General features: G+C 70.1%; 16 protein-coding genes. 11 read left to right on the top strand and 5 right to left on the bottom strand.

The features are described from left to right. The first annotated feature begins 31 nt into the window (after positions 1-31). The 6 genes from ACFYOP_RS09320 (at position 32) to ACFYOP_RS09345 (ending at position 6738) form a co-directional block, all read left to right on the top strand. Complete coding sequence (locus ACFYOP_RS09320; RefSeq protein ID WP_356891910.1) at positions 32-697, top strand: response regulator; 666 nt, start codon at positions 32-34, stop codon at positions 695-697. A 531-nt stretch (positions 698-1228) separates the two neighbouring features. Beyond that, the gene (locus ACFYOP_RS09325; RefSeq protein WP_356891908.1) at positions 1229-2386 is read left to right on the top strand and encodes a branched-chain amino acid ABC transporter substrate-binding protein; all 1158 of its coding nucleotides are present in this window, start codon (positions 1229-1231) and stop codon (positions 2384-2386) included. 134 nt (positions 2387-2520) lie between these two features. Beyond that, positions 2521-3444 (top strand): branched-chain amino acid ABC transporter permease, encoded by a 924-nt coding sequence (locus tag ACFYOP_RS09330; protein ID WP_356891906.1) that lies wholly within the window; start codon positions 2521-2523, stop codon positions 3442-3444. Next, complete coding sequence (locus ACFYOP_RS09335) at positions 3441-4799, top strand: branched-chain amino acid ABC transporter permease (protein WP_356891904.1); 1359 nt, start codon at positions 3441-3443, stop codon at positions 4797-4799. Before ACFYOP_RS09330 ends, ACFYOP_RS09335 begins: the two co-directional genes overlap by 4 nt. Before the next feature lie 80 nt (positions 4800-4879). Further along, on the top strand, positions 4880-5974 hold the full coding sequence (locus ACFYOP_RS09340) for an ATP-binding cassette domain-containing protein (RefSeq protein WP_356891902.1): 1095 nt from the start codon (positions 4880-4882) through the stop codon (positions 5972-5974). Beyond that, positions 5971-6738, top strand: a complete 768-nt coding sequence (locus ACFYOP_RS09345; protein WP_356891900.1) for an ABC transporter ATP-binding protein — start codon at positions 5971-5973, stop codon at positions 6736-6738. Before ACFYOP_RS09340 ends, ACFYOP_RS09345 begins: the two co-directional genes overlap by 4 nt. 107 nt (positions 6739-6845) lie before the next feature. On the opposite strand, the gene ACFYOP_RS09350 is transcribed toward ACFYOP_RS09345, so the two are convergent. Beyond that, on the bottom strand, positions 6846-7307 hold the full coding sequence (locus tag ACFYOP_RS09350; RefSeq protein ID WP_356891898.1) for a hotdog fold thioesterase: 462 nt from the start codon (positions 7305-7307) through the stop codon (positions 6846-6848). 71 nt (positions 7308-7378) lie between these two features. Continuing rightward, a complete protein-coding gene (locus ACFYOP_RS09355) occupies positions 7379-9658 on the bottom strand; it encodes an FdhF/YdeP family oxidoreductase (protein ID WP_356891896.1) in 2280 nt (759 codons plus the stop codon). A 135-nt stretch (positions 9659-9793) separates the two neighbouring features. Between ACFYOP_RS09355 and polA the strand changes: the two genes are divergently transcribed. Further along, positions 9794-12502, top strand: a complete 2709-nt coding sequence (gene polA / locus ACFYOP_RS09360; RefSeq protein WP_356891894.1) for a DNA polymerase I — start codon at positions 9794-9796, stop codon at positions 12500-12502. Between the two features lie 138 nt (positions 12503-12640). Here the strand turns inward: polA and ACFYOP_RS09365 are convergent, their stop codons facing one another. After that, positions 12641-13498, bottom strand: coding sequence for a DUF4184 family protein (locus ACFYOP_RS09365; RefSeq protein ID WP_356891892.1), 858 nt, complete (start codon positions 13496-13498; stop codon positions 12641-12643). A gap of 211 nt (positions 13499-13709) precedes the next feature. On the opposite strand from ACFYOP_RS09365, the gene ACFYOP_RS09370 reads away from it, so the two are divergent. The 3 genes from ACFYOP_RS09370 (at position 13710) to ACFYOP_RS09380 (ending at position 16738) form a co-directional block, all read left to right on the top strand. Next, a complete protein-coding gene (locus ACFYOP_RS09370; RefSeq protein ID WP_356891890.1) occupies positions 13710-15464 on the top strand; it encodes a lytic transglycosylase domain-containing protein in 1755 nt (584 codons plus the stop codon). A gap of 137 nt (positions 15465-15601) precedes the next feature. Beyond that, positions 15602-15739, top strand: a complete 138-nt coding sequence (locus tag ACFYOP_RS09375) for an SPW_0924 family protein (protein WP_356891888.1) — start codon at positions 15602-15604, stop codon at positions 15737-15739. 9 nt (positions 15740-15748) lie between these two features. Further along, positions 15749-16738, top strand: a complete 990-nt coding sequence (locus ACFYOP_RS09380) for a DUF3068 domain-containing protein (protein WP_356891886.1) — start codon at positions 15749-15751, stop codon at positions 16736-16738. 106 nt (positions 16739-16844) lie between these two features. Here ACFYOP_RS09380 and hrpB read toward each other — a convergent pair whose 3' ends face one another. Further along, positions 16845-19346: an ATP-dependent helicase HrpB gene (hrpB, locus tag ACFYOP_RS09385; RefSeq protein ID WP_356891884.1), complete on the bottom strand. Its 2502-nt coding sequence runs from the start codon at positions 19344-19346 to the stop codon at positions 16845-16847. Between the two features lie 155 nt (positions 19347-19501). Then, positions 19502-20326 (bottom strand): class I SAM-dependent methyltransferase, encoded by an 825-nt coding sequence (locus ACFYOP_RS09390; RefSeq protein WP_356891882.1) that lies wholly within the window; start codon positions 20324-20326, stop codon positions 19502-19504. Positions 20327-20691: 365 nt separating this feature from the next. On the opposite strand from ACFYOP_RS09390, the gene rpsA reads away from it, so the two are divergent. Then, entirely contained in the window at positions 20692-22194 is a 1503-nt protein-coding gene (gene rpsA, locus ACFYOP_RS09395) for a 30S ribosomal protein S1 (protein WP_356891880.1), read from the top strand. Positions 22195-22388 lie beyond the last annotated feature (194 nt).

Raw genomic sequence — 22388 nt, forward strand, 5'->3', positions numbered from 1 at the left:
AGCAGTGACCTCCCTCGCCCCAAGGAGTCCCGTGACCGCCCCCGAGTCGCCCCAGCCCATCGAAGACGATGACGACCAGTCGCATGTCCCGCCGCTGACGACCCGTGTCGTCATCGCCGAGGACGAGGCTCTGATCAGGCTCGATCTCAAAGAGATGCTCGAGGAAGAGGGCTACTCGGTCGTCGGTGAGGCCGGTGACGGGCAGCGGGCGGTGGAGCTGGCGCGGGAGCACCGGCCGGATCTGGTCATTCTCGATGTGAAGATGCCCGTGCTCGACGGGATCTCCGCGGCGGAGAAGATCGCCGAGGAGTCCATCGCGCCGGTTCTGATGCTCACCGCTTTCTCGCAGCGCGATCTCGTGGAGCGGGCGCGGGACGCCGGAGCCATGGCCTATCTGGTGAAGCCGTTCAGCAAGAGCGATGTCGTGCCGGCGATCGAGATGGCCGTGTCGCGGTTCACCGAGCTGAAGGCCCTGGAGAAAGAGGTCGCCGACCTTTCGCAGCGGCTGGAGACACGCAAGCTGGTGGACCGGGCGAAGAGCATTCTGCAGACGCAGTACGGGCTGACGGAGCCGGCGGCGTTCCGGTGGATCCAGAAGACGTCCATGGACCGGCGGCTGTCGATGCAGCAGGTCGCCGAGGCGGTCATCGAGGACGCCGAGGAGAAGAAGGCGGCCAAGGAGCAGTCGGGCCAGTAGACGGTATGCGGACGGACGGGACCCTCGGTCACACGGTGACCGGGGGTCCTGTGATGTTCCGGGGGATGTTGTGAAGGTCGTTTTCGATTCGGCCGCGCCGCGGGCCGTTGCACGCTACGGTGTCGCCTCCCGGCAGGGGGACGCCGTCCGGTGAGACGCCGGCGCCGTCCCCGAGGTGTGGGGCGGGGTTCGCCGGGGCATGTTCCGGCCAGTTCCGGTGGCTGGTGGCGACGGAAGAGTCCCTGTTCAGGACCCTTGTCGGCGCATGGAGAAACGTGATGGGGAAGATCACGTAGGACTATGTCGGGAAGTTCTGGATCATTGCTGAGATGTCCGGTCGCCGGTAAGGGGTGTTCTGTTTCCGGCGCATGACTCAGGTCACAGGGCGATCACACATCGTTCGGTCACCTATGCGTGTGCCCGAACGCGCGATTACATTCCCCGCACACCGCACCGATTGGCGGTGTCCTGCGAGGGAAGGTCAACTTCCTCCGCAGACAAGATCGTTCGGGCGGCTCCAAGGGGTTCCTAGTGCTGAACAAGAACATCGTCAGGCTCGCCATACCGCTGGCTGTGGGCGCTCTCGCGCTCTCTGGCTGTGCGAGTGACTCCGGCGCCAGTGGCGACACGCTGAAGATCGCGTTCCAGGGACCGCTCTCCGGTGACAACGTCGCGCTGGGCCAGAACATGGAGCGGGGCATCCAGCTCGCCATCGAGCAGGCCAACGCCAAGGGCGACCTCGGCGTGAAGCTCGAGTACTTCGCAGCCGATGACCAGGGTCTGCCCGAGAAAGCGACGGGTGCGGCGCAGCTGGCGATCGACGACCCGGAGGTCGTCGCGCTGGTGGGTCCGGCGTTCTCCGGCCCCACGAACTCGGCGGCCCCCCTGCTGGGTGACGCGGGTCTGACCGCCATCTCCCCGTCGGCGACCAACCCGGGCCTGACCGACCAGGGCTTCAAGACGTTCCTGCGCGGTGTCCCCAACGACAGCGCCCAGGGCGCCGGCATGGCGGACTACTACGCGAAGAAGCTGAAGGCCAAGAAGGTCTACCTGGTCGACGACAAGTCGGACTACGGCGTGGGCCTGGCCAAGGTCGCCAACGAGAAGCTCACGGCGGCCGGTGTCGAGGTCGTCAAGAAGTCCGTCCCGGCCAAGACCCCGGACTACAGCGCCGCCGCCAAGGACGTCGTCAACTCCAAGGCCGACGCGCTGATCTACGCGGGCTACTACCAGGACGCGGCCCCGTTCGCGGTGAAGCTGGCCGAGGCCGGCTACAAGGGCGCGGCGGTCTCCGGTGACGGCACGAACGACATGAAGTTCGTCGAGCTGGCCGGTGACGCGGCGAACAACTGGTTCCTCACCTGCCCGTGCACGGACGCCACGGTCGAGGCGAGCACCAAGCAGTTCACCGCGGACTACAAGAAGAAGTTCAAGGTCGACCCGGGCACGTACTCGGCCGAGGCCTACGACCTCACCAACTACGTCATCCAGGAGCTGAAGAAGCTGGGTGACAAGGCGGACCGCGCGAGCGTCTACGACGCGCTGTCGAAGGGCTCGTACAAGGGTCTGACGAAGGAGTTCTCCTTCGACGACAAGGGCGAGCTGAAGATCTCGAGCATCTACCTGTACCAGGTCAAGAGCGGCAAGATCGAGTACCAGGGCTCCATCGAAGAGCTGGCAGGCAGCTGATCCGGGCGCCGGGCCGCGTCCACTTCCCGTAGGACGCGGCCCGGCGCCGTCCCCGCACACATGGCGCGGGCCCCAGTTGTGTGCCGATCGCACCACCGGCCCGCCCGCTCAGCTCCCACAAGGAAGTTCGTTCGATGTCCCTTGTTGAATTCTGGGACTATCTGGTCCTAGGGGTGGTGCTCGGCTCCATCTATGCCGTCATCGCCATTGGTTACACCCTCGTCTACGGCGTGCTCCAGCTGATCAACTTCGCGCACAGCGAGGTGTTCATGCTGGGTGCCTACGGCGGTCTCATCGCTCTGACCGTGGTGGTGCCGGGGGATGCTCCCTCGGGTCTCGCCTCGGCCGGGTTCGTGGCGCTCGGTCTCGCGGCCGGTGCGGCCTTCGGCGCTCTCACGGCGTACGGCCTGGAGAAGGTCGCCTATCGGCCGCTGCGCCGCAGAGGTGCTCCACGGCTCATCTTCCTGATCACCGCGATCGGTGCATCCTTCTTCCTCTACAACCTCGCGGGCAAGCTCTTCGGCCGTGACCCGCTGCCGATGCCCTCGGCGTACGAGAACAAGAAGGTTCTCTCCGTCTTCGGTGCCGATCTGAATGTGACGCAGCTGCTGCTGCTCGCGTCGGCCGTGGTCATGATGGTCGGTCTCGACCTGGTGGTGAACCGGACGAAGCTCGGTTCCGGTATCCGGGCCGTGTCGCAGGACGCCGAGGTCGCCGGCCTGATGGGCGTGGACATCGACAAGGTCGTCTCGCGCACGTTCGTCATCGGCGGTGTGCTCGGTGGCGCGGCGGGCTTCCTGTACGGCACGTTCACGCAGGTCAAGTTCGACATGGGCTTCATCCCCGGCATCACCGCGTTCGCCGCGGCGGTCGTCGGCGGTATCGGCAACATCCGCGGTGCCATGCTCGGTGGTCTGATGCTGGGCATCGTGGAGACCCTGACGGTGCCGATCTTCGGTGGTGAGTGGCGTCATGTGGGTGCGTTCGTCGTACTGATCGCAGTGCTGATGTTCCGCCCGACCGGCATCCTCGGCGAGCGTGTGGGGAGGACGGCATGAGTGCGAACACGTCGGTGAAGTCGCCGTCCGCGGCGGCGAAACTGCGCAAGACCGCCTGGTATCAGCAGCCGCGGTTCAAGCGGTTGGGCGCCTTGTTGGCGCTGAGTCTGCTGGTCACGATAATGATCGGCGAGCAGGGTAATACGCGTGATCTGTTCTACTCCGTGAGGACCAGTTTCACCGGAGTGAAGCTGTGGGTCTGCCTGGGTCTCGCCGTGGTCATCTGGCTGGTACGGGAGTTCGGCTCCTCGCAGGTGTCGAAGGCGGCGGAGGGCGCCCGGTCGGCAACGAAGTGGGCTCCGCTGCTTCAGGCGCGGGATGCGGTGCGTACCCAGCCGAAGGTCAAGTGGGCGGTGCTGATCGCCCTGCTGCTCGCGGTGGTGTTCATCCCCGGCCAGCTGACGGGTTTCTGGCAGACGGTGCTGATCGACCAGATCGCCACCTACGCCCTGCTGGCCATCGGCCTGAACGTGGTGATCGGCTGGGCGGGTCTGCTCGACCTGGGCTTCGTGGCCTTCTTCGCGGTCGGCGCCTACAGCGCGGCGTTCTGGACGGGCAGTCTTCCGGTGGAGCCGCCGATCGTCCTGAACAACTTCCTGATCATTCCGGTGGCCGTGGTCACCTGTCTGATCGCGGGTGTGCTGCTCGGTGCGCCGACGCTGCGGCTGCGCGGTGACTATCTGGCGATCGTGACGCTGGGCTTCCACGAGATCGTGTACCTGGTGGCGAAGAACGCCGACGGGATCACCAACGGTCCGGCCGGCGCCCGGCAGGTGCCGAAGTTCTCCGCCTTCGGGTACGAGTGGTCGCTGGAGCGGATGCCGTACTGGTATCTGCTGGTCACGGTGATCGTCATTCTGATCATCGTCTTCACGCGGCTGGAGCACTCCCGGGTGGGCCGTGCGTGGACGGCGATCCGTGAGGACGAGGTGGCCGCCGCGGCCAACGGTGTCGACACGGTCCGCTTCAAGCTGATGGCGTTCGCGATCGGTGCGTCGACGTCGGGTATCGCCGGTGTCTTCTACGCGAGCAAGGTCGGGTACTTCAACCCAGAGAACTTCATCATCCTCAACTCCATCCTGGTGCTGGCCTACGTCATCTTCGGTGGCATGGGGTCGATCCCCGGTGTGCTGCTGGGCGCGGCGATCCTGGTGTGGCTGCCGGAGGTACTCCGCGAGTGGGTGGAGCCGGCCGACCGCTACATGTACCTGGGTGCGCTGCTGGTGGTCATGATGATCTACCGGCCGCAGGGTGTGTGGCCTTCCCGCCGACGGCAACGCGAGTTCAAGTTGGCGCAGGAAGGCGTCGGCGACGCCGATGCGATGACGGAGCCGGCGGGAGGTGCGGTCCGATGACGACGGATGTGACGAAGGGTGCGGCCGCTCCGGCCGGGGGGTCGGGGGCCGGTGTGGACAATGTTCTCGAGGCTTCCGGTGTGACGCTTCGGTTCGGCGGTCTGACGTCCTTGGACAATGTCGAGCTGGGGATGCGCCGCGGTGAGGTGCTCGCCGTGATCGGTCCGAACGGTGCGGGTAAGACCTCGCTGTTCAACTCGCTGACGGGTGTGTACAAGCCGCAGGAGGGGCGGATCACGTTCCTTCCGAGGGACGGCGACAACAAGGAGCTGCTGGGGGCCAAGCCGCACATCGTGAACCGGTTGGGTCTGGCGCGTACGTTCCAGAACATCCGGTTGTTCGCGGCGCTGACGGCGCTGGAGAACGTGAAGATCGCTGCGGAGACCCGGCTGAAGGCCGGTCCGGTGTCGATCATGCTGGGTCTTCCGAACGCCCGTAGGGCGGAGCGGGAGAGCGACGAGCGGGCGCACCGGCTGCTGAAGTTCGTCGGTCTGGAGAGCAAGCTCAACGAGATCGCCGGCAGCCTTTCGTACGGTGATCAGCGCAGCCTGGAGATCGCGAGGGCGCTTGCGACGGATCCGCAGGTGCTGCTGCTCGACGAGCCGGCGGCCGGTACGAACCCGACGGAGAAGCTGGAGCTCGAGCAGCTGATCCGCCGGATCAACTCGGAGCTGGGCGTGAGCGTGCTGCTGATCGAGCACGACATGCGTCTGGTGATGTCGGTGGCGGACCGGGTCATGGTCCTCAACTTCGGCAAGAAGATCGCCGAGGGGACGCCGAGCGAGGTGCAGCAGCACCCGGCGGTGATCGAGGCGTACTTGGGTGTGTCGGCCGAGGCGCCGGGGGCGGCTCCGGACGAGCCCGTGATCGCGGAGCAGCGTGGCCCGGTGGATGCTTCCGCCGAGTCCGCCGAGTCCGCCGACTCCGACGGGGACGAGCCGGCCGGTGACGGGTCGGAGGAGTCGGGTCCGGAAGCCGGGGCCGACGCGGACGACGAGCCGGAGCAGTCCGGTTCCGAGGCCGCCGCGGTCGAGGGCGAGTCCGAGTCCGGTTCGGACGGTGAGCCCGGGTCCGAGGGCGCGTCCGGTTCGGACGGCGATTCCGTTCCGGACGAGACGGCGTCGGACGAGACGGCGTCTGGTGGATCCGCGTCGGACGAGGAGAGCGGCAAGTGAGCACGACGACCGAACTCGAGAAGGGCGCCGGCGGGACCGGCGCCGTGCAGGACACCCTGCTCGAACTCAAGGGCGTCCGGGTGTTCTACGGCGCCGTCGAGGCGATCAAGGGCATTGATCTGATCGTCCGCAAGGGTGAGATCGTCGCCCTGCTGGGTGGCAACGGCGCGGGCAAGACGACGACGCTCCGCACGATCTCCGGCATGCTGCAGCCGCGTCACGGCGAGGTGCTGCTGCATGACGAGCGCATCGACGGCATCAAGTCGCACGAACTGGTGCGGTTCGGCATCAACCATGTGCCGGAGGGCCGCCGGGTCTTCGCGCGGATGACCGTGCGGGAGAACCTGGAGATGGGCGCGTACCGCTTCAAGTCGCCCGACGCGGCCGAGATGGACCGGGTGTTCACGCTCTTCCCGCGTCTGGCCGAGCGGCGTTCTCAGCTCGCCGGCACCTTGTCGGGCGGTGAGCAGCAGATGCTCGCGATCGGCCGGGCGCTGATGGGCAAGCCGGAGCTGCTGCTGCTGGACGAGCCGTCGATGGGTCTGGCGCCGCTGATCGTGCAGCAGATCTTCGACATCGTCGAGGAGATCAACAAGCAGGGCACGACGGTGCTGCTCGTCGAGCAGAACGCCACACAGGCTCTGGGGCTGGCCAACCGCGGCTATGTCCTGGAGACGGGTGCGGTCGCGATGTCGGGTCCGGCGGCGGATCTGCTGGCGGACTCCAGGATCCGGGAGGCGTACCTCGGTGAGGGCGCTGCCTGACGGCCGGTGAATCAGCGGGGCCGGGAAGCCTTCGGGCTTCCCGGCCCTGCTTTTCGTTGTGCCGTGTCCGGCTGTGCCGAGCTTTGCCGCGCCGGGCTTCGTTGTGCTCAGCCCTGGCCGTTGTCGCGGAGCAGGCAGGTGAGACGTGCCGAGCAGACCCGCTTGTCGTGCTCGTCGGTGACCACGATCTCGTAGGTGGCCGTGGAGCGGCCGCGGTGGACGGGCGTGGCGACACCGGTGACGATGCCGGAGCGGGCGCCGCGGTGGTGGGTGCAGTTGAGGTCCACACCGACGGCGATCTTCGAGGGGCCGCCGTGGAGCATGGAGCCGACGGAGCCGAGGGTCTCGGCCAGCACGGCGGAGGCGCCGCCGTGCAGCAGGCCGTACGGCTGGGTGTTGCCCTCGACGGGCATGGTCCCGACGACGCGGTCCGCGGAGGCCTCGATGATCTGGACGCCCATGCGGGTGCCCAGGTCCCCGGCGGAGAACAGCGCGGGGAGGTCCACGCCGAGCTCGGCGTACTCCTCGATGACCGCTTGTGGGAACTTCACGGTGGTCTGCTCGCCCATGGGGCCGGCTCCGATCGTCGTACCGTCTGGTCCTGGTGGTGGTCCGCTCGTCCTACTGGCTGAGCGAACGCTTAGACGGTCGGTGATTGTTCCAGACGTACGATCACGGACTTGCTGGCGGGGGTGTTGCTGGTGTCCGCCGTGGAGTCCAGCGGGACCAGCACATTGGTCTCCGGGTAGTACGCGGCGGCGCAGCCGCGGGCCGTCGGGTAGTGCACGACGCGGAAGCCGGGGGCGCGGCGCTCGACGCCGTCCTTCCACTCGCCGACCAGGTCCGCGTACGAGCCGTCGGCCAGGCCGAGCTCGCGGGCGTCCTCGGGGTTGACCAGGACGACCCTGCGGCCGCCCTTGATGCCGCGGTAGCGGTCGTCGAGGCCGTAGATCGTGGTGTTGTACTGGTCGTGCGAGCGGAGCGTCTGCAGCAGCAGCCGGCCCTCGGGGATCTCGGGGTACTCGACGGGCGCGGCCGTGAAGTTGGCCTTGCCGGTGGCGGTGGGGAAGCGGCGCTCGTCGCGCGGGGCGTGCGGCAGGGTGAAGCCGCCGGGGCGGGCGATCTTCGCGTTGAAGTCCTCGAAGCCGGGCACCACACGCGCGATCCGGTCGCGGATCGTGCCGTAGTCCCGCTCGAACTCCTCCCAGGGGGTGGCGGAGGCGGCCCCGAGCACCGCCCGGGCCATCCGCGCGACGATGGCGGGCTCCGACAGCAGATGGGGGCTCGCGGGCGGGAGGTTGCCCCGGGAGGCGTGGACCATGCCCATCGAGTCCTCGACGGTCACCACCTGCCGGCCGTCGGCCTGGACGTCCTTGTCGGTGCGGCCCAGGGTCGGCAGGATGAGCGCCCGCCGGCCGGTGACGGTGTGCGAGCGGTTCAGTTTGGTCGAGACGTGCACGGTCAGCCGGGCGCGGCGCATCGCGGCCTCGGTGACCGCGGTGTCCGGGCTCGCCGACACGAAGTTGCCGCCCATCGCGAAGAACACCTTCGCCTTCCCGTCCCGCAGTGCCTCGATGGACCGGACGACGTCCAGCCCGTGGTGGCGCGGCGGGGCGAAACCGAACTCCTTCTCCAGTGCGTCGAGGAAGGCGGGGGCGGGCCGTTCGAAGATGCCCATGGTCCGGTCGCCCTGCACGTTGGAGTGGCCGCGCACGGGGCAGACGCCGGAGCCGGGACGGCCGATGTCGCCGCGGAGCAGGAGGAAGTTGACCAGCTCACGGATGGTGGCGACGGAATGCTTGTGCTGGGTGAGCCCCATCGCCCAGCAGACGATGGTGCGGCGCGAGGCCAGCACCATCCGCAGGGCCTGCTCGATCTCCTCGCGGGCCAGGCCGGTCGCGGCGAGCGTGGTCTCCCAGTCGGCGGCCCGCGCGGCTGCCGCGAACTCCTCGAAGCCGTGCGTGTGTTCGCGGACGAAGTCCTCGTCGACCGCGCCCTCGGTCTCGAGTACCAGTCTGCTCAGGAGCCGGAACAGCGCCTGGTCGCCGCCGATGCGGATCTGGAGGAACAGATCGTTCAGCGCGGTGCCCTTGAGCAGGCCGCGGGCGGACTGCGGGTTCTTGAACCGCTCCAGGCCCGCCTCGGGCAGCGGATTCACCGAGATGATCCGGGCGCCGGCGGCCTTGGCCTTCTCGAGGGCGCTGAGCATACGGGGATGGTTGGTGCCCGGATTCTGTCCGGCGACGATGATCAGGTCCGCCCGGTGCAGGTCCTCGAGAGAGACGCTGCCCTTGCCGATGCCGATCGTCTCCGTGAGCGCGGAGCCGGAGGACTCGTGGCACATGTTGGAGCAGTCGGGCAGATTGTTCGTGCCGAACTCGCGGGCGAACAGCTGGAGCAGGAACGCCGCCTCGTTGCTGGTACGGCCGGAGGTGTAGAACAGCGCCTCGTCGGGGGAGTCGAGCGCGCCCAGCTCCTCGGCGATGATCGAGAAGGCCCGCTCCCAGCTCACCGGCTCGTACCGGTCGGCGCCCTCCGGGAGATACATGGGCCGGGTGATCCGACCCTGCTGGCCCAGCCAGTACCCGCTGCGGTTCGCGAGATCGGGCAGCGGGTGCGCCGCGAAGAACTCGGGCGTCACCCGGCGCAGCGTCGCCTCCTCGGCGACGGCCTTCGCGCCGTTCTCGCAGAACTCCGCGACGTGGCGCTTCTCGCCCTCGGGCCAGGCGCATCCAGGACAGTCGAAACCGTCCTTCTGGTTCACCTTCAGCAGGGTGCGCGCGGTGCGGCCCACACCCATCTGCTGCTGCGCGACGCGCAGCGTGTGTCCGACGCCGGGCAGACCGGCCGCCGCATGCTGCGGGGCCGTGACCTGCGGGGCGTCCTGGACCGGGTCCCCTGAGGGCGGCTTGCTGGCCATCGCGCTCTCCCTTGAGCCGTGCCGGTGCTGGTGCGTCGATGCTGTCTGTCCGAATCCTGTCACGCCCCTGTGACAGCCGATGCCTGGAGGACGGTGCGGTCAGGAATGTCAGTGGTGCATGGCAGGATCGGGGACGTGGCTGAGACGGCATCGAAGAAGACGGCAGACAACCGACCGCGCCTGCTCCTCATGGACGGGCACTCCTTGGCGTACCGGGCGTTCTTCGCGCTGCCCGCGGAGAATTTCACGACCGCGAGCGGCCAGACGACCAACGCCGTCTACGGCTTCGCGTCGATGCTCGCGAACACCCTGCGTGACGAGGCGCCCACGCATTTCGCGGTGGCGTTCGACGTCTCCCGCAAGACCTGGCGCCAGGCCGATTTCCCCGAGTACAAGGCGAACCGCTCCAAGACCCCGGACGAATTCAAGGGGCAGGTCGAGCTGATCGGCGAGCTGCTCGACACGATGAACGCGCACCGGTTCGCCGTCGACGGCTTCGAGGCGGACGACGTCATCGCGACCCTCGTGACCCAGGCGGAGGCCGCCGGTTTCGAGGTGCTGATCGTCACCGGCGACCGGGACTCCTTCCAGCTGGTCAGCGAGCACACCACCGTGCTGTATCCGACCAAGGGCGTTTCCGAGCTGACCCGTTTCACCCCGGCGAAGGTCGAGGAGAAGTACGGCCTCACCCCGCAGCAGTACCCGGACTTCGCCGCGCTGCGCGGCGACCCGTCGGACAATCTCCCCGGCATCCCCGGCGTGGGTGAGAAGACGGCGACGAAGTGGATCAACCAGTTCGGCTCGTTCGCGGAGCTCGTCGAGCGCGCGGACGAGATCAAGGGCAAGGTCGGGCAGTCCCTGCGCGACCACCTGGAGTCCGTCAAGCTCAACCGCCACCTCACCGAGCTCGTGCGTGACGTGGAGCTGCCCAAGACGGTCACCGACCTGGAGCGCGAGCCGTACGACAGGACGGCGCTGAAGGGCTTCCTCGAAGTCCTCGAGATCCGGAACCCGAGCCTGCGCGAACGGCTGCTCTCGGTCGACCCCGGCGCGGCGGACGAGGAGCCCGCGGCCCCCGAGGCCGGTGTGGAGCTCGACGGCAGCGTGCTGGGCGCCGGCGAGGTGGCGTACTGGCTGGAGCAGCACGGCAAGCAGCCGCTCGGCGTGGCCACCGTCGCGGCGTGGGCGCTGGGCGTGGGCAGCGTCAGCGAGGTCGCGCTGGCCGCCGCGGACGGCAAGGCGGCCTGGTTCGACACGACCCAGCTCGACGAGTCCGACGAGCGGGCCTTCGCCGCCTGGATCTCCGACCCGTCCCGGCCGAAGGTCATGCACAACGCCAAGGACGCGCTGCGGGTCTTCCCCGAGCACGGCTGGGGCATCGCCGGCATCACCATGGACACCGCCCTCGCGGCCTATCTGGTCAAGCCCGGGCGCCGGTCCTTCGCGCTGGACGCCCTGTCGGTCGAGTATCTGCACCGGGAGCTGGCCCCGGCCGCCGCGGACGGGCAGCTGGCCTTCGGCGCCGACGAGCAGGCCGAGGCAGACGCGCTGATGGCCCAGGCCCGGGCCGTGCTCGACCTCGGTGAGGCGTTCGGCGAGAAGCTGAAGGAGGTCGGCGCGACCGACCTGCTGCACGACGTGGAGCTGCCCACCTCGCTGCTGCTCGCCCGGATGGAGCGCAGCGGCATCGCCGCCGACCGCGCCCACCTCGAGGCGATGGAGCAGCAGTTCGCGGGCGCCGTTCAGCAGGCGGTGAAGGAGGCGCACGCGGCGGTGGGCCACGAGTTCAACCTCGGGTCACCGAAGCAGCTGCAGGAGGTCTTCTTCGGCGAGCTGAACCTGCCGAAGACCAAGAAGACCAAGACGGGCTACACCACCGACGCCGACGCGCTCGCGTGGCTGGCCGCCCAGACCGAGCACGAGCTGCCGGTCATCATGCTGCGCCACCGCGAGCAGGCGCGGCTGCGTTCGACGGTCGAGGGCCTGATCAAGACCATCGCCGCCGACGGCCGGATCCACACCACGTTCAGCCAGACCGTCGCCGCGACGGGGCGGTTGTCGTCCACCGACCCGAACCTGCAGAACGTGCCGGTCCGCACCGACGAGGGCCGTCTGATCCGCCGCGGGTTCGTGGTGGGCGAGGGCTTCGAGTCCCTGATGACCGCGGACTACAGCCAGATCGAACTGCGGGTGATGGCCCACCTTTCGGAGGACGAGGGCCTGCTCGAGGCGTTCACCTCGGGGGAGGACCTGCACACGACGGTCGCCTCCCAGGTCTTCTCCGTGGAGCGGTCCGCCGTCGATGCGGAGATGCGGCGCAAGATCAAGGCCATGTCGTACGGACTGGCGTACGGGCTCTCCGCGTTCGGCCTCTCCCAGCAGCTGAACATCGAACCGGCCGAGGCGCGGGTCCTGATGGACACGTACTTCGAGCGCTTCGGCGGGGTGCGGGACTACCTGCGGCGGGTCGTGGACGAGGCCAGGGCGACGGGGTACACGGCGACGATGCTGGGTCGCCGGCGCTATCTGCCCGACCTCACCAGCGACAACCGGCAGCGGCGGGAGGCCGCGGAGCGGATGGCGCTCAACGCCCCGATCCAGGGCACGGCGGCGGACATCGTGAAGGTCGCCATGCTGAACGTGGACCGGGCGCTGACGGAGGCGAAGCTGTCGTCCAGGCTGCTGCTTCAGGTCCACGACGAAATCGTGCTCGAGGTGTCTCCGGGGGAGCGCGAGGAGGTGGAGGCACTGGTGCGCCGCGAGATGGCGTCGGCGGTGTCGCTGCGGGCTCCCCTGGACGTCTCGGTGGGCTCGGGTCCCGACTGGGAGTCGGCGGCGCACTGACGTGGGCGGACCCCGGGCCGCCGGGCCCGGGGCCGCTGCGGGGCGGGTCCGTTCCGGGGCGGGTCCGTTCCGGAGAGGGCGGTGAGTGGCGCCCCGGTGAGTGGCGCTCGTCTTACGCGTGTGGTGAGCGGCGCTCGTTCACGCGACGCCCGCGCGGTCGGGTTCGGCGGTGTCCCGCGGGTCCGCTTCGGCCGGCCGGCGACGGCGTTCCCGGAGGCGTACCGCCGTCGCGTACAGCACCAGGCCCACCGCGAGCCCGGCCCCCGCGCCGAAGCACGCCGTCGGGATGATGTCGAGCGGCGTGTCGATCCCGCCCCAGTACCGGTACCAGCGCACACAGCGGTGCACGACGCCCGCCGCCACGCACACCACGAGCAGGCCGGCCGTGAGCAGCCGGGCCCGGCGGCCGAGCACCGGGACGGGCGGTGCGGGCACAGCCGGCGCGCGGCGCAGCGCGGTGCTCAGGAACCACACCAGCGCGACCAGCGCCGCCGCCGAACTGCCGTACTGCGTGTACGTGTAGAGGGGAAAGCCGGCGACGGGCTCCGCGAGCATCGGCACCGCCCGCACACCCCACCGGTCGAAGTGGGTGAACGCGTCCCACACCACATGCGTGCTCGCCCCGGCGACCGCCGAGACGTAGAACCACATCGCGGTCGCCAGCGGCGGCCGGCCGGCCGCGGGCCGGCCCCGCAGCAGCGCGTACGCGCGTCCACGCCATGGCGCCGGCAGCAGGGCCACCAGCGGGTCGCGCATCAGCAGCCAGAGGGCCACGAGCACCGCGGTGATGGCGACGTCGACCGTCAGCACGCCGAGCGGCCCGTGCGTCACCGCCCCGAACTCCATCGCACCGGGAAGGACGCTGGCCGCGAAGTACGTCGTGTCCGGCGCGAACGAGCCCAGCACGAGCGCCGAGGCGAACAGCGGCCCACGGGCGGTCCCGTCTCTGCGGATGCCCGGTAGTACCGCGGCGGCGTGGCTGAGTGTGAACGGCATGGCGATGCCCCCTGTGACCGTTTTTGATCAGTGCTGATCAGTATGCGTGATGCCCTGGTGGGGACACGGGTCCGGAATCCAGGAAGAGCAGGTCGTGGCGAAGTGGTGAAAACGGGTCAGGGCACGGTGTCCGGATGTCGCACCGTGCACTAGGGTCACGTGAGTCCGCGCTGGGGAGTGCGAACAGCCGCTGACGGGGAGGGAACCACAGATGGCAGCGCAATTCGGCCGCCGACTGCGCAGGGGAGCGACGACGACGGCCGTGGCCGCCGCGGCGGTGGCCGCGCTCTCGGCGTCACAGGCGCCGGGCGTCACGCCGACCGCTTCGGGCGCCGGGCAGGAGGCGTCGGAGGCGACTCCGGTGCCGGGCACCCCGGTCACCGGCAACTCCCCGTACTACACCGACCTTCCCCCGCTGAACACGCCCGACAAGCCCGACACTTCGGTCGTTCTGCCGGAACTCGGCGCGGGTGAGGCCGGTATACCCGCCTCCGTCCTCGCCGCGTACAAGCAGGCCGAGCGGACCATCGCCGCGTCGGACCCGGCCTGCCGGCTGCCCTGGCAGCTGCTCGCCGCGATCGGCAAGGTCGAGTCCGGCCAGGCCCGCGGCGGCCGGGTGGACGCCAACGGCACGACGCTCGCCCCGATCCTCGGTCCTGTCCTCAACGGTGTCGGCTTCGCGAACATCAAGGACAGCGACAACGGCGCCTACGACGACGACCCGGTGTACGACCGCGCCGTCGGGCCGATGCAGTTCATCCCGCAGACGTGGCAGACCTGGGGTCAGGACGCCAACGGGGACGGCCGCAAGGACCCGAACAACATCTACGACGCGGCGCTCGCCGCTGGGCGCTACCTGTGCGCCGGCGGCCGGGACCTCGGCAACAAGGCCGACCTCGACCAGGCGATCCTGGGCTACAACCACTCGCGGGAGTACCTGCGTACGGTGCTGTCCTGGTTCGAGTACTACAAGCGTGGCACGCACGAGGTCCCCGACGGCCAGGGCCGGCTGCCGGTGGGCGACGGTCCCGACAGCTCGGGTCCGCTCCCCACCCCGACCCCGCCGCCGAGCACGTCGAAGCCCGCGGCGAAGCCCAAGCCGAGCCCCGATCCGTCGGAGCCGGCCCCTGCGCCGAAGCCGACACCCCCGCCGACGCCGACCCCGCCTCCGACCACCACACCGCCGCCGGCGCCCGCGCCCGTGACACGCATCGAGGACGCCGGCACCGGGCCGCTGACGGCAGTGGCCGGCCGCGAGTTCGCCGAGCGGGCCACGGTCCGCGCGGAGAACGCCAAGGGACAGCCCGTCGCCAAGGTCGCGGTCCGGTTCATGGTCGTCGGGGACACCGACGCCCGGTTCGCCGGTGGACGGACGGACGTGGTGGCGGCCACCGGCGCCGACGGCACGGTCAGCGCACCGGCGCTGATCGCCGGCGAGCGGACCGGTGACTTCTCGGTGCGGGCCACGGTCGTCCAGCGCTCGCTGCCCGGCGTCGAGTTCACGGCCACCGTCACCGAACGGGAAGCGGACACTCTCGTCCGGACCGACACCGCGGCGCTCGAGGCGACCACGGGCGGCGAGTTCGCCGATGTCATCCGCGTCCGGGCGGCCTGCGACGGCGCGGCCGCATCCGGTGTCGCCGTCACGGCCACGATGATCGTCTCCAAGGACGACGCGACGGTGAACGACAAGGGCCCGTACTTCAAGAACGCCGACGGGACGGTCGTCCGCACCCTCACCGGGCTCAGGACCGGCGCCGACGGAGTCCTCGAACTCCCCAAGGTCTTCACGGACGAGGCCGAGGGCACCTTCGTGCTCCGGCTCACGGCTCCTGGCGGTGGAAGCCTGGACATCGAGCTGAAGGTGACGGCGCCGGCGACGGAGGCCCCCGCCCCCTCCCCTTCCCCCGCTCCCTCCTCGTCCCCGTCCCCGTCCCCGTCTCCTTCCCCTTCGCCAACCGCCTGACCGCCTGACCGCGCGAGCGCCGCCCTTTCCCGGACGCCGGGAGCGGGGCGGTGCTTCGTGTTCTCTTCTCCCGGCCCGGTTGCTACGGTGCCCCAGACCTGACGCACTATCAGTTCTGTGTCTCCGGGAGGCAGAGCATGCGCGCTCTCGTCGCCGCCGCGATCGGACTGGCCGCCGCCCTCGCCCTCGTGCTGACCGTCACGGCGATCGGCGCGCCCGCCGGCGAGACCTCGCCCGAGCCGCTGCTGACGACCGTCCCCGGCCCGAAGAGGTAAGGGGAAACCGTGCGCCGCAGAGCAGGCCTCGTACTCGTGGCCCTCGCCGTCTTCTTCACCGCCCTCGCACCCCTGCTGCGCTGGTACGCCTTCCCCCGGCTCGCCAAGGTCCCGGCGGGCCAGTACCAGGAGATGGTCCTCGAGGCGAAACCCGCCGTCCTCCTCGACTACGGCACCCTCGAGTCGAAAAACGTCGAGAAGCTCACCATCGTGCAGACCCTCAAGGGCAACGTCGAGGAGTCGGAACGGATCGAGCGGACCGCGGGACGCGACGTCGTCGTGTGGGACTCCCTCTCCCACATCCAGGGACCCGACGGCAGGATGGTCTCCCAGATCCCCGAGCGCTACATCTTCGACGCGCACACCCAGGAGCCCGTGCATGCCACCGGCGAGTCGGTCGACGGCGACCCGGTCCGACGCGAGGGCATCGAGTTCAAGTGGCCGTTCCTGACCGAGAAACGGGACTACGTGTACTTCGACGCCCAGGCCCGCGCCTCCGCCCCCATCCACTACAAGGGCACCCGGCAGTTCCGCGGTCTCGAGGTCTACTACTTCGAGCAGACCATCCCCTGGACCAAGGTGCCCTTCCCGAAGAAGATGCCCGTCCCCGGCATCGACGCAGCCACCCTGGAGGAGCAGACCGGCACCACGCGCTGGTACACCACCAAGCGGATGTTCTGGGTCGAACCCGTCACCGGAGCCCCCGTCAACGGCGAGGAGATCCACAAGGAGGAGCTGCGCGGCGGCTCCCTGCTCGGCGACCGCGACAAGGTCACCGCGTTCGCCGGACACGTGAAGATACGGCCCGACTACGTCGACTCCACCGTCGAACTGGTCACCTCCCAACGCCGTCTGGTGCTTGTGCTGACGTCCTACCTGCCGTGGGGCTTCCTCGTCCTCGGTGGCAGTCTCCTCGGGCTCGCCCTGTGGCTCGAGGCGCGCGCCCGCCGCCCCGGCACCCCAGTGGCAGAGCCCGCTCCTGAGCCGGCCACAGCCTGAGCCGGGCCACAGCCCGAGTCGGGCCGGACCCCGGTGGGCCGCCCCGTCAGGCGCGGTCCGGGCCGCCCCTGTGAGCCGGCCCGAGGCGGCCCGGGCCCTCGGCCGGTCAGGGTCTCAGTCGGGCCTTGGTGAACCGGGTCGGCTCCGCCGCGGCAGGGTCCTCGGGCCAGGGATGCTTCGGGTAGCGCCCCCGCAGCTCCGCCCGCACCGCCCGATAACCCTCCCGCCAGAACGACGCCAGGTCGGCGGTGACCGCCGCTGGCCGCCCGGCGGGGGACAGCAGATGCACCAGCACCGGCACACCGGCGACCGCGGGCGTCTCGCGCAGCCCGAACAGCTCTTGGAGCTTCACCGCGAGCACCGGCTGCTCCCCGCTGTAGTCCACCCGTATCCGGGACCCGCTCGGCACCTCGATCCGCTCCGGCGCGAGATCGTCCAGCCTGGCCGCGTCGCCGGTCGCCCACGGCAGCAGCCGCCGCAGCGCCTGCCCCGCCTGGATACGTCCCAGATCCGCCCGCCGCCGGGCACGGGACAGCTCCGGCTCCAGCCATTCGCCGGCCGCCTCGAGCAACTCGCCGTCCGACATCCCCGGCCACGGCGGGCCGGACACCCGGTGCAGGAACGCCAGCCGCTCGCGCAGCCCACGTGCGTCAGGCGTCCAGTGCAGCAACCCGAGCCCCTCGCGCCGCAGCCCCTCCAGCAGCGCTTGGCGCACGAGCGCCGCATCGGGGTTCCTCAGCGGCCGTACGGAAAGCTCGACGGCGCCGAGCCGCTCCACGCGCCGGGCGGTGACGTCCCCGTCCTCCCAGTGCACCTCCTCCCCATCCGTCAGCAGGTGCGAGGCGGCAGCGCGGGCGCTGTCCTCGTCGAGCACGGCGGCCAGCCGTATGCGCGCGGACGCGGCGGTGGCGGGGCGATCGGCGACGGCGACCGCCAGCCAGGGGGTCGCACGCAGCGCCGACCCCGTACCGAGGTCGCCACCGGTGCCGGAGGCCATCAGGAACGCACCGTCGCCGCGCCGCCGGGCCACCCGCTCGGGGAACGCGAGCGCGGTGACCAGACCGGCGACGGCATCGTCCCCGAGCGGTCCCGGCTTCCCGGGCCGCACCTGCCCACCTCCCACGCCGCCGAGTGACGACTCCAGCCGGCGCACCTCGGCCCGCCACCTGGCTCCGTACGCGTCGCCGCCCCGCCGGGCCGCGCGCCAGGCGCCGGCCAGGTCGTCCCCGTACTCCCGCGGCGGTTCCTCGCTCAGCAGCGCCACCACTTCGGCAGCCTGCCGTCCACCCACCTGCCGGGCGCCGTCCAGCAGTGCGCGGGCCAGCCGGGGATGCAGCCCCAGCCGCGACATCCGTGCGCCCCGGTCGGTGGCCCGCCCTGCTCCGTCGACCGCGCCGACCGCGGACAGTACGGAGCGAGCGGCGGCCATCGCGCCCGGCGGGGGAGCATCCAGCAGTGCGAGCCCGGTCGCCGCCGGATCGCCCCAGCACGCGGTGTGCAGGGCGAACGCCGTCAGGTCCGCGACCTTGATCTCCGGTGCCGGGAAGCGCGGCAGCCGGCCGTCCTCCGCCTCCGTCCAGCAGCGGTACACCGTCCCGGGCGCCTCACGCCCGGCCCGGCCCGCCCGCTGCCGGCCGGCAGCCTGCGAGGCCCGTACCGTCGCCAGCGCGCTCAGGCCGCGGGTGTGGTCCGTACGCGGCTCGCGCGCCAGACCGGAGTCGACAACGACCCGCACGCCCGGCACCGTCAGCGACGACTCCGCGACCGAGGTCGCCAGGATCACCCGCCGGCTGTCCCCGCCGGCGAGCACGGCGTCCTGGACCGCGGCCGGCGCCCGTCCGTGCACCTGGAGAACCTCCGCGTCCACCCCCGACAACTGGCTCGCGACCCGGCCGATCTCGCCCACGCCGGGCAGGAAGCACAGCACGTCGCCCGCACGCTCCACGAGCGCCCTGCGCACCACCGACGCCACATGTGCCAGCAGCGCCGGGTCGACCCGCATCCCGTGCGGTGGCCGCACCGGGCGGGCCGGCGGGGCCCAGAACACCTCGACCGGGTGCGCGACGCCTTCGGCCCGGACCACCGGTGCGTCGCCGAGGAGCCTCGCCCAGCCCTCGGCGTCCGTCGTGGCCGAGGCCGCGAGGAGCCGCAGCTCCGGCCGCAGGGTGGCCCGTACGTCCAGCAGGAAGGCGGCGACCGTGTCGGCGTCCAGATGGCGTTCGTGACACTCGTCGAGCATCACGACGTCTACGCCGGCCAGCTCCTGATCGCGTTGCAGCCGCTGGAGCAGCACACCCGTGGTCACGACCTCCACGACGGTCTCGCGACCGACCACGCGCTCACCTCGCACGGTGAAGCCGACGCGGCCTCCCACCTTCTCGCCCAGCAGCCACGCCATCCGCCGCGCCGCCGCGCGCGCCGCTATCCGCCGCGGCTCGGCGACCACGACGCGGGCGCCGGCCTCGGCCAGCACCAGCGGCACCAGCGTGGTCTTGCCGGTGCCCGGCGGCGCGCACAGCACTGCCGTGCCGTGCGCGTCGAGCGCGGCCAGCAGCTCGTCGACGGCATGACGGACGGGGAGACGGTCGATTGCGTCGTTTCGGATCACGGACTCAGTCTCGTACCTCGCGGCCGACGGCGTGCCGGGCTGTCCACAGCCCCGGTGGGCTTGTATGACCATCGCGCTCCACCGGTCCTCCCGGCCCGGCCCGCCCCCGCCGGCCGTCCCGCCGCGGCCGGTCCGGCGCCGTCAGTACCCCAGCCTCAGGCCGGTGGGACCTCCGTCTCGCTCCGCTCGCAGAGGAAGATCGCCGTGCCAGGGATCAGGTTGCCGCGCAGCGGGGACCAGCCGCCCCACTCCTGGCTGTTCCAGGCGGGCCACTCCGGCTCGACCAGGTCGACCAGGCGGAAGCCGCCGGCCACCACGTCCCGCACCCGGTCGCCGAGCGTCCTGTGGTGCTCCACGTAGACCGCGCGGCCCTCGTCGTCCTGTTCCACGTACGGAGTGCGGTCGAAGTATGAGGCGGCCACCGACAGGCCCTCGGGTCCGGGCTCGTCGGGGAAGGCCCAGCGGATGGGGTGCGTGACGGAGAAGACCCAGCGGCCGCCCGGCCGCAGCACCCGTCTGACCTCCTGGAACACCCGGACCGGGTCCGCGACGAAGGGGACCGCCCCGTAGGCCGAGCACGCCAGGTCGAAGGAGCCGTCCCGGAACGGGAGCGTGCCCGCGTCCGCCTCGACCAGCGGCACGCCCCCGCCGATCCGCAGCGCGTGCTGGAGCTGGCGGTGGGAGAGGTCCAGCGCCACCGGCCGGGCGCCCTGGGCCGCGAGCCAGCGCGAGCACTGGGCGGCGCCCGCACCGATCTCCAGGACGTCCAGACCCTTCAGGGATCCGGCGGGGCCGAGCAGCGCGGCATCGGCCTCGTCGAGCCCCTCCGGTCCCCATACGAAGCGGTCGTCGCCGAGGAAGGGGCCGTGCTCGCTCTGGTACTCGTCGGCATTCCCGTCCCACCAGCCGCGGCTGGCCCGGCTGCTCTCCGCGTCGCTCGCATTACGTCGGGTGGCTTCCGGTTCGAAATCTTGGCTCATCGTCACCGTCGTTGTAGTTTTCGTCCCAGCGCGCCGATGCCAGGCCCTCGAAAGAGGCCATCTTGGCCGCGGCGAACAAGAGTTGTGCCGGAATTATGGTGTTCCACCCCGGGTGTGCGCCTTCGCGATTGACCCTGTCCGGCTGCCCCCGTATGCTACAAGTTGCGCTGCGGGCCTGCGTGCCTCGGACCGAGCAGGCCGCGCTCGCATCTGTATGTGTCCCTCGGTTCACGAGGCGCCTCACAGGATCCATTGGATCCATTGTTTGGTGCTTCCAAGGCTGTCCGGCTTCTGCAGCTGCGATACAAGGCTCTCGGCGTAGCAGTACCTACGACTTCAATGTCCGCACCGGAGCCCTTTCCCACATGACGAGCAGCACCGAGACCACCGCCACCACCCCGCAGGTTGCGGTCAACGACATCGGTAACGAGGAAGCCTTCCTCGCCGCGATCGACGAGACGATCAAGTACTTCAACGACGGCGACATCGTCGACGGCGTCATCGTGAAGGTCGACCGGGACGAGGTCCTGCTCGACATCGGTTACAAGACCGAAGGTGTCATCCCGAGCCGCGAGCTCTCGATCAAGCACGACGTCGACCCGAACGAGGTCGTCAAGGTCGGCGACGAGATCGAGGCCCTTGTCCTTCAGAAGGAGGACAAGGAAGGCCGCCTGATCCTCTCGAAGAAGCGCGCCCAGTACGAGCGTGCCTGGGGCACCATCGAGAAGATCAAGGAAGAGGACGGCATCGTCACCGGCACCGTCATCGAGGTTGTCAAGGGTGGTCTCATCCTCGACATCGGCCTCCGTGGCTTCCTGCCGGCTTCCCTCGTTGAGATGCGCCGTGTCCGCGACCTCCAGCCCTACGTGGGCAAGGAGCTCGAGGCGAAGATCATTGAGCTGGACAAGAACCGCAACAACGTGGTCCTGTCCCGCCGCGCCTGGCTCGAGCAGACCCAGTCCGAGGTGCGCCAGACGTTCCTCACCACCCTGCAGAAGGGCCAGGTCCGCTCCGGCGTCGTCTCTTCGATCGTCAACTTCGGTGCGTTCGTGGACCTGGGCGGTGTCGACGGCCTCGTGCACGTGTCCGAGCTGTCCTGGAAGCACATCGACCACCCCTCCGAGGTTGTCGAGGTCGGCCAGGAGGTCACCGTCGAGGTTCTCGACGTGGACATGGACCGCGAGCGTGTCTCCCTGTCGCTGAAGGCGACGCAGGAGGACCCGTGGCAGCAGTTCGCCCGGACCCACCAGATCGGGCAGGTTGTCCCGGGTAAGGTCACCAAGCTCGTCCCGTTCGGTGCGTTCGTTCGCGTCGACGAGGGCATCGAGGGCCTGGTCCACATCTCCGAGCTGGCCGAGCGCCACGTGGAGATCCCGGAGCAGGTCGTCCAGGTCAACGACGAGATCTTCGTCAAGGTCATCGACATCGACCTCGAGCGCCGTCGCATCAGCCTCTCGCTGAAGCAGGCCAACGAGTCCTTCGGTGCCGACCCGGCCTCGGTCGAGTTCGACCCGACCCTGTACGGCATGGCCGCGTCCTACGACGACCAGGGCAACTACATCTACCCCGAGGGCTTCGACCCGGAGACCAACGACTGGCTGCCGGGCTTCGAGTCCCAGCGCGAGGCGTGGGAGACCCAGTACGCCGAGGCGCAGTCGCGCTTCGAGCAGCACCAGGCTCAGGTCATCAAGTCCCGCGAGGCCGACGAGGCCGCCGCTGCCGAGGGTGGCCCCGCCGCCCCGGCCGGTGCCCCCGCGGGTGCCACCGGTGGCTCCTACTCCTCGGAGTCGGACGACAACTCCGGCGCCCTGGCGTCGGACGAGGCGCTTGCCGCCCTGCGCGAGAAGCTGGCCGGCGGCCAGAGCTGACGCTCTGCCCCTGGTAGCTGAACAGCTGAAGTAAGGCCCGCTCCCCTTGGGGGGCGGGCCTTACCGCGTTCGGGGGCCGCGCCTGCTGCCGCGACACACCACCCAAGCCGCCGAACCCGGACGACCGCTGCCCGTACCCACGAACCGCACGTCCGCACGCACGGCCACAAGCCCGCACGGCCCGGCTGCCACGG

The organism is Streptomyces sp. NPDC006294, assembly GCF_042870895.1.
Lineage (GTDB): Bacteria > Actinomycetota > Actinomycetes > Streptomycetales > Streptomycetaceae > Streptomyces.